Origin of the sequence: Bradyrhizobium uaiense (genome assembly GCF_010811875.1) — a bacterium.
Lineage (GTDB): Bacteria > Pseudomonadota > Alphaproteobacteria > Rhizobiales > Xanthobacteraceae > Bradyrhizobium > Bradyrhizobium uaiense.
The window spans coordinates 1-7,669 of record NZ_VKHP01000354.1; the positions used below are offsets into that span (position 1 = coordinate 1).

Below are 7,669 nucleotides of genomic sequence, written 5' to 3' on the forward strand. Positions count from 1 at the left end.
CGCCATCCGCTCCCACGCCGCGTCGCTCAATACCAAACGGTCCATCACACCCAAGGCGGCCTCCCCAAAAGCAGCCTTGAATCTGATTTGCTCCTAAAAGGGAATCCTTAGAGTCCACACCACCTAGTTCGCCGTCATGGTTTCCTTCACCGCGGCAACCAGCTGCGTCAGCGTGAACGGCTTCGGCAGGAACGCGAATTGCTGGTTCTCCGGCAGGCTCTTCTCAAAGGCGTCTTCGGCATAGCCGGAGACGAAGATGATCTTCAGCTCGGCATTGCGGCTGCGCATTTCCTTCAGCAGCGTCGGCCCGTCCATCTCCGGCATCACGACGTCGGAGACGACGAGATCGACCTTGCCGTTGTTCTCCTCGAACGCCTCCAGCGCCTCGACGCCGTTCGCCGCCTCGATCACGCTGTAACCGCGCGAACGCAGGCCGCGTGCATTGAGCGAGCGCAGACCGTCCTCGTCCTCGACCAGCAGGATGGTGCCCTGCCCGGTGAGATCCGGTTTCGGCTTGGCGGCTTCAGCGGTAGCAGTCTCCTTCGCCGCGCCGTTGCCGGCATGCGCCTCCGGCGCGACCTCCTGCTCCTGGCGATGCCGCGGCAGATAGATCCGGAACGTGGTTCCCCCGCCCGGCACGGAATCGACATAGACGAAGCCGCCGGTCTGCTTGACGATGCCGTAGACCGTGGACAGGCCGAGACCGGTGCCCTTGCCGACTTCCTTGGTCGAGAAGAACGGCTCGAAGATCTTGTCGATGATCTCGTGCGGAATGCCGGTGCCGGTGTCCGAAATCTCGATCTTCACATAGTCCGCCGCCGGCATGCCCTTGTTGGCGAGCTGGGCGGCTTCCTCGGTCGACACGTTGGCGGTGCGGATGATCAGCTTGCCGCCGTCGGGCATCGCGTCGCGCGCGTTGACCGCAAGATTGACCACCACCTGCTCGAACTGCGAGACGTCGACCTTCACCGGCCACAGATCACGGCCATGCACGAGGTCGAGCTTGACCTTCTCGCCGATCAGCCGGCGCAGCAGCATGGTGAGGTCGCTCAACGCATCGCCGAGATCGAGCACCTGTGGCCGCAGCGTCTGGCGGCGCGAGAACGCAAGCAGCTGCCGCACCAGCGTCGCGGCGCGGGTGGCGTTCTGCTTGATCTGCATGATGTCCTGGAACGACGGGTCGGTCGGCTTGTGCGCGTTCAACAGGAAGTCGTTCGCCATCATGATGGCCGACAGCACGTTGTTGAAGTCGTGCGCAATGCCGCCGGCGAGCTGGCCGACCATCTCCATCTTCTGCGACTGGTTGATCTGGTTTTCCAGCGCGCGCCGCTCGGTGATCTCGAGGATGTAGACGATCGCGGTCTCGGCGTCGCGCTCGTCCTTCTCGACGGTCGTGACGAAGAACTGGGCGAAGCGCTCCTTGGGCCCGTCGAGCATCACCTCGACCGGCGCGATATCGCCCTGTCCTTCCGCAGCCTGGTTGATCGCGGCGATCAGGAGGCCGCGGTCGCGCGGATTGACCGCGCGGAAGATCGACTTGGCGGCGCCGCCGTCGCCGTTCAGCCCCTGCGCCAGCTTGGCGTAGCGCGCATTGGCGCCGACCACATTGCCGCCGCGATCGACGGTCGCGATCGCCATCGGCGTATGGTCGAAGAAGCGCATGAAGCGCACTTCGGCGGCGCGCTCCGGATCGGAACGCTCGTCGCGGGCGCGGCTGATCACCAGCGTGCGCGAGGAGCCTGCCTCGCCGTCAGCGCCGAAGGCAAGCTTGTGATAGAGCCGCACCGGCACGGTCTTGCCGCCGCGCATGCGCAGGTCGATATCGAACACCTCGGTCTTGACCTCGCCCGGCACCGCCGCAATCGAGGTCAGCAGCGCCGCGCCGTCACCCGAGACGATGTCGGTCAGCTTCAGGCCGCCCGAACCGATCTCGGCCAGATCATAGTCCAGCCAGTTGGCGAGCGTCGCGTTGACATAGGCGATCTCGCCGGCCGGATTGACCGAGAAGAAGCCGCATGGCGCGTGGTCGAGATACTCGATCGCATGCCGCAGCTCCTGGAACACGTCTTCCTGACGCTCGCGGTCGCGGGTGATGTCGGCGATCGACCACACCGCGTATTTCGCGTCGCGCTTGCCCTCGCCGAGCGGGCGGACCCTCAGGCGCAGCCAACGGCCTTGTGCACCACCTTGCGCGGCCTCATGGCCGGCGACCCGGACCTCCTCCTGCTGCCGCTTGCCCTCGCGCGCCGCCTTCAGGAGGCGGAACACCGCCTCGGAGACGTCAGGGTTACCGATGAAGACGCGCTCGACCGGCCGGACGTCCTGCGGCCCGGCCGCGCCGGTCAGCGCGAGATAGGCGGCGTTGGAATAGACCACGTGACCGCGGGAGTCGGTGACGACCAGCCCTTCCTGGGCGTGGTCGGCAATCCGTGCCATCACCGGGTCGTCGGTGGCGCGGTCGGAGAAGCGGATGATGCCGGCGGCCAGCGCAAACAGGTTGAACAGGCCGGCGGTGGCGAGCAGCGCCAGCACCCCGAGGATATAGGGCTGCGCCTGGGTACGACCGATGGCCATCAGCCAGACTGCCAGAGCGACGATGCCGATGGCGATCAGGACCACCAGCAGGATGCTGCCGCTGCGCCGCGCTGGCCCGTGGGCCACGAACGGCTCAGTCGCGGGAGGATCGTTGCTGTCGGCGGTCATCTGGAGAGACATGGCTCGTCTGCATCACGAAGGCGACCGGCCGGCCACCTTGCCCCTGAGTGCCTGAATCGGACCCGAAAACGCAAGTCCATCAGGCGGCAATTTCGCAAGTTACACGCATTTCAAGCGGTTTTCCGCCCCTTACTGGCGCAGGCCGGACAGGCCGCGCTTCAGCCGCATCACGTAGCCGATGATTTCGGCAACCGCATGATAGTGCTCGACCGGGATTTCCTTGTCGATTTCGACGGTCGCATAGAGCGCCCGGGCCAGCGGCACGTTCTCCACGATGGGAATGTCGTGCTCCTTGGCGATCTCCCTGATCTTGAAAGCGAGGTTGTCGACGCCCTTGGCGACGCAGACCGGCGCCGACATGCTGCGGTCATAGGCCAGCGCCACCGAATAGTGGGTCGGGTTGGTGATGATCACCGAGGCCTTCGGAACCTGGGCCATCATGCGCTTCTTGGCGCGCTGGACCCGCAACTGCTTGATCCTGCCCTTGACGTGCGGGTCGCCTTCCGACTGCTTGAACTCCTCCTTCATCTCTTGCAGCGACATCTTGTGACGCTCGTACCAGGTCCGGTACTGGAAGAAGTAGTCGGCGATCGCAACCGCCGCAAGGATGGCAACCACCGCCGCCAACAGGTGCACCGTCATGCCGGTGACAGCGGGCAGAAGCTCCGCCGGATCGACCCGCAGGAACGATTCCATGCGCATCCGGTCGGGCCACAGCACCGCGACCATCACGGCGCCGAGCGCGATCAGCTTGAACAGGCCCTTCAGGAAGTTCGCCACCGCCTGCTTGCCGAACAGCCGCTTGAAGCCGGCAGCCGGCGAGATCTTGGAGAATTTCGGCTTGAGCTGCTCGCCCGACCACACCAGCTGATGCTGGATCATGTTGCCCGCGACCGCGGCCAGCGCCAGCATCAGGAACGGCACGCCGATCGCGGCAACCACGGCGTAGCCGAGCGATTGCGTCAGCGCCAGCAGGCCGGCCCCGTCGGTACGGATCATCCATGAATTGGCGATCAGGTTGCGCAACGGCATCAAGATGCCGCCGCCGATCGAGCCGGAGAAGGTCGACAGCACCAACGTGGCGCCGGCGATCATGAACCAGGTGTTGACCTCCTGGCTTTTGACGACGTCGCCTTTCTCAAGGGCATCGTCGAGACGTTTTTGCGTAGGGTCTTCTGTTTTGTCTTCGGTATCGTCGGCCATCTCTGCTCCCCTGGAACATGATCCGACTTGATCGCATCATGTTCTGAGATCCTATTTTTGACGCGTTTTCTTCACGCGAACCGGTTCCCACTTCGCTCGAAAACGCCCTAGTTCATTGGGGCGAGTTGGCGCATGACGCCGAGGAAGTAGTCGAGATAGGTGTTCATCATCGCGGCGAGCACGATGCCGAAGATCAGGAAGCCGACCATGATCGAGAGCGGCACGCCGACGAAGTAGACCTGCATCTGCGGCATCAGCCGCGCCAGCACGCCGAGCCCGATGTTGAAGACGAGGCCGAACACCAGGAACGGTGCGGACAGCTGCAGGCCGATCTTGAAGGCCGCGGAGAACGCGGAGGTCGCCAGTGCGGCGACGTCGCCGGTCGGCATGATCTCGCCCGGCGAGAAGATCCGGTAGCTTTCGCTCAGCGCCGCGATGACGAGGTAGTGGCTGTCGGTCGCAAACAGCAGCGTCAGGCCGAGGATGGTGAGGAAGTTGCCGACGATCTGGCCCTGCTGGCCCTGGGTCGGATCAACCGCGGTGACGAAGCCGAGGCCGAGTTGCTGCGCGATCACCGAGCCCGCGACATTGAGCGCCGACAGCGTCACCCGCGCGGTCGCACCGAGCACGATGCCGATGATGAGCTCATGCACCATCAGGACGCCGAGCGAGGAGATCGACGTCAGATCGACATGATAGGCGTTGCGATGCAAGGGGAGGATGATCAGCGTCAGCAGCAGCGCGATCGACAGCTTGACCCGTGCCGGGATGTTGCTCTCTCCGAAGCCGGGCAGCAGCATCACCATCGCGCCCACGCGCGCAAAGACCAGCACGAAGATTGCGGCCAGCGCCGGCAGCAGGGAGACATCGATGCGCATGACCGCGGCATTAGTGCATCAACCGCCGATGATTCGCGACGAAATCCGCATCATGTGGCTTGAGAGCGAGTCGGCCATGAACGGCAACGCCAGCAGCAATGTGACGAAGATCGCGAGGATCTTCGGCACGAAGACCAGGGTCTGTTCCTGGATCTGGGTCAGCGCCTGGAACAGCGACACCACGACGCCGACCACGAGGCCGACCACCATCAGGGGCGACGATACGATCACGATCGTCCAGATCGCATCGCGCGCCACGTCGAGAGTTTCGGGACCGGTCATTGTTGTTCTCGCTTTCAGTTGTTTGCACCGTCGTTCCGGGGCGATGCGCAGCATCGAACCCGGAACCTCGAGATCCTTGATGTGCAATTGCACATCTGAGGTTCGCTGCGCGCCCCGGGATGACGTCCTGACGGACGTCAGATCGGCATCTTCATGATGTCTTCATAGGCCTGGATCACACGGTCGCGGACCGAGACCAGCGTCGACACCGCAACGTCGGTGTCGGCGACCGCCGTCACCACGTCCATCACGTTCGCCTTGCCCGAGGCCATCGCCATGGTCTGCATGTCGGATTTCTTGCCCGCCTCCAGCACGCTGCCGACGGAGTCCTTCAACAGCGCGCTGAAGGACGGACCGGCGACCGCCTGCCCGGCCTTCTCGGCGCCGCCGCGCTCCATCATCTTGGCGAGATTGGCGTAGGCGTTGGCTGCGACTGTCGGTGTAGCCATGAGTTACGTTCCCTGTTCTTGTTGCGTCAGGACTTGAGGATGTCGAGCGTGCGCTGGATCATCCGCCGCGTCGCGCTGATGATGTTGAGGTTCGCCTCGTAGGAGCGCTGGGCGTCGCGCATGTCGGTCATTTCGACCATCGAATTGACGTTCGGATATTTGACGTTGCCGGAGGCGTCCGCCGCCGGATTGCCCGGCTCGTGCTTGATGCGGAACGACGACTGATCGGGACGTATCCGGCCGAGCGTGACGACCTGGGCGTCGAGCGAGCGGTCGAGCGCCGAGGAAAACGTCGGCACCTTGCGGCGGTAGGGATCGCCGCCGGCGGTCTGCGCCGTCGAATCGGCATTGGCGATATTCTCCGAGATCACCCGCATCCGGCCCGCCTGCGCGCGCAGGCCCGAGGTCGCGATGCTCATCGAGCGGGCGAAATCGCTTGTTCCATCTGCCATGGGATCCTCCTGCCGCCGTCAGGCTTTTGCTGGTTCGGGCATGATCTTCTCGGAAAACCGCTTCACACTTTTCCGGATCATGCCCTAGCCCTTGCCGATCGCGGTTTTCAGGAGATGCAGGCTTTTGCTGTAGAGCGAGGTGACGGCCGCGAAGTCCATCTGGTTGGCCGACACTTTCAGCATCTGGTCCTCGAGATTGACCGCATTGCCGGCCGGGCGGGTCTGGAACCCGCTCTTGCCGCGATCATTGTCAAAGTTGTCGGGCGCGCCGGATGCCGCCATGTGGGTGGCGCTGGTCTGCATCATCGGCAGCGTCCCCATGCCGCCGCCGACCGTGGCGCCGCCCCGATCGAACTTCGGCTCGACCAGGTCGCGCGGCCGGAAGTTCGGCGTGTCGGAATTGGAGATGTTCTCGGCGAGCACCCGCTGGCGCTCCTGGTGCCATTGCATCTTGCTGCGCAACGCCGACAGGATCGGGAGATCGTTCATGGACATCGCCGCGGCTCCGTTAACCTCTTGGACGCCCCTTGGGCTCTTCCGAGGTAGGCAGAATTTGCCCGGTGTATGGTTAACGGGTGGTTAAAATATCCGACGGAGCCGTGGAGAACGCCGCAACTGGGGCCGGCGAGCGCATTTTCGCCACGAATGCTGCGTTAACCAGCACAAACCAAGACAGCGTGGGGCGCTGAGAAGTCGTTTTGGGACAAGCGATTCTTGGTTTATTAATAGAACAGTCGGCTGCAAGCCGCTGGGAATTAAGAAATAAGGCGAATCTCGGGCGCGATTCGCTAAAGCAAACCACACTTATCAATCCGCGCTCGTTGATGGCGGAAGCTGAGGAAGGCCACGATGGCCGGGGATTCCAATATGCAGGTCGTTACATTCGTCTTGGCGTTTGCCGTCGTGCTGGCGCTGATCGGCGTCACCGCATGGCTCGTCCGCCGCTTCGCTGGGAACCGCCTCGGGGCCAACGCCAACCGCGGACGCATGCCGCGACTGGCGGTGATCGACGCAGCTGCCGTCGACGGCCGACGCCGCCTCGTGCTGGTCCGCCGGGACAACGTCGAGCATCTCCTGATGATCGGTGGCCCGACCGACATCGTCGTCGAGCCGAACATCGTGCGGGCGATGCCCGGACGCGATCAGATGTCGGCCCGTCCCGCGGTCGCGACCGACGCCGCGCCGCCGCGCGTGGCACCGCTCCCGGACGCCGCCTGGAACGAGAGCGAAGCCGCCCGCTCCGACAGTTTCGAGCTTCCCGAGCCTGAGTTGCCGCCGCGCCAGGCGCGCCCCTCCTTCGCCGACGAGCTTCGTCGGCCTCCGCCGCCGATCGCCGAGCGCCGCAGCGATCCGCTCGCGGGCTTCACGCCCGAACGTGGCGAGCCGCGGCCCGACCCGATGCCACCGCGCCTGCCGCCGCGCTCCGAACCCGTCGTCCCGCGTCCGCCCCGCGCTGCCGAGCCGCCGAAGGCGCCGCCGCCGCTGCGCGCACCCGAGCGTGCCGCGACACCGCCGCCACCGCCTCCCCCTGCTCCGCCGCCGGCCGCAACCCAGGCGCCCCCACCGCCGGCATCGAACGCCGACGCCAATCTCGCCGAGATGCCGCAACGGCCCGCGCCGGCAGCGCGGCCGCCCCCGTGACCCCTCTGACGGCGCCCATGGTCGAGGCGGGCGCGAGCGGAGGTGTGGG

7 protein-coding genes and 1 pseudogene are annotated in these 7,669 nt (G+C 65.0%); 1 reads left to right on the forward strand and 7 read right to left on the reverse strand.

The features are described 5' to 3' along the window. Positions 1 to 123 precede the first annotated feature (123 nt). The 7 genes from cckA to flgB all read right to left on the reverse strand — a co-directional run bounded on the left by cckA (position 124) and on the right by flgB (position 6,474). Positions 124 to 2,703 (reverse strand): cell cycle histidine kinase CckA, encoded by a 2,580-nt coding sequence (gene cckA, locus FNJ47_RS43300; protein WP_163162537.1) that lies wholly within the window; start codon positions 2,701 to 2,703, stop codon positions 124 to 126. A gap of 141 nt (positions 2,704 to 2,844) precedes the next feature. After that, the gene (flhB, locus tag FNJ47_RS43305) at positions 2,845 to 3,918 is read right to left on the reverse strand and encodes a flagellar biosynthesis protein FlhB (protein ID WP_163162529.1); all 1,074 of its coding nucleotides are present in this window, start codon (positions 3,916 to 3,918) and stop codon (positions 2,845 to 2,847) included. Between the two features lie 107 nt (positions 3,919 to 4,025). Next, positions 4,026 to 4,796: a flagellar biosynthetic protein FliR gene (fliR, locus tag FNJ47_RS43310; protein ID WP_163162531.1), complete on the reverse strand. Its 771-nt coding sequence runs from the start codon at positions 4,794 to 4,796 to the stop codon at positions 4,026 to 4,028. Positions 4,797 to 4,814: 18 nt separating this feature from the next. Continuing rightward, positions 4,815 to 5,078, reverse strand: coding sequence for a flagellar biosynthesis protein FliQ (fliQ, locus tag FNJ47_RS43315; RefSeq protein ID WP_021077937.1), 264 nt, complete (start codon positions 5,076 to 5,078; stop codon positions 4,815 to 4,817). 137 nt (positions 5,079 to 5,215) lie between these two features. Further along, positions 5,216 to 5,527, reverse strand: a complete 312-nt coding sequence (gene fliE, locus FNJ47_RS43320) for a flagellar hook-basal body complex protein FliE (protein WP_163162533.1) — start codon at positions 5,525 to 5,527, stop codon at positions 5,216 to 5,218. Between the two features lie 26 nt (positions 5,528 to 5,553). Beyond that, positions 5,554 to 5,979: a flagellar basal body rod protein FlgC gene (flgC, locus tag FNJ47_RS43325; protein WP_021077939.1), complete on the reverse strand. Its 426-nt coding sequence runs from the start codon at positions 5,977 to 5,979 to the stop codon at positions 5,554 to 5,556. 84 nt (positions 5,980 to 6,063) lie between these two features. Then, positions 6,064 to 6,474, reverse strand: a complete 411-nt coding sequence (gene flgB, locus FNJ47_RS43330) for a flagellar basal body rod protein FlgB (protein WP_163162535.1) — start codon at positions 6,472 to 6,474, stop codon at positions 6,064 to 6,066. Positions 6,475 to 6,846: 372 nt separating this feature from the next. Between flgB and FNJ47_RS43335 the strand changes: the two are divergent. Continuing rightward, a pseudogene (locus FNJ47_RS43335) lies at positions 6,847 to 7,614 on the forward strand (flagellar biosynthetic protein FliO); the annotation flags it as partial. Positions 7,615 to 7,669 lie beyond the last annotated feature (55 nt).

Excerpts from the sequence above, each read along its gene's own strand:
- flhB (WP_163162529.1), bottom strand. The coding sequence starts at position 3,918 with ATGGCCGACGATACCGAAGACAAAACAGAAGACCCTACGCAAAAACGT.
- cckA (WP_163162537.1), bottom strand. The coding sequence starts at position 2,703 with ATGACCGCCGACAGCAACGATCCTCCCGCGACTGAGCCGTTCGTGGCC.
- fliR (WP_163162531.1), bottom strand. The coding sequence starts at position 4,796 with ATGCGCATCGATGTCTCCCTGCTGCCGGCGCTGGCCGCAATCTTCGTG.
- fliQ (WP_021077937.1), bottom strand. The coding sequence starts at position 5,078 with ATGACCGGTCCCGAAACTCTCGACGTGGCGCGCGATGCGATCTGGACG.
- flgB (WP_163162535.1), bottom strand. The coding sequence starts at position 6,474 with ATGTCCATGAACGATCTCCCGATCCTGTCGGCGTTGCGCAGCAAGATG.
- flgC (WP_021077939.1), bottom strand. The coding sequence starts at position 5,979 with ATGGCAGATGGAACAAGCGATTTCGCCCGCTCGATGAGCATCGCGACC.
- fliE (WP_163162533.1), bottom strand. The coding sequence starts at position 5,527 with ATGGCTACACCGACAGTCGCAGCCAACGCCTACGCCAATCTCGCCAAG.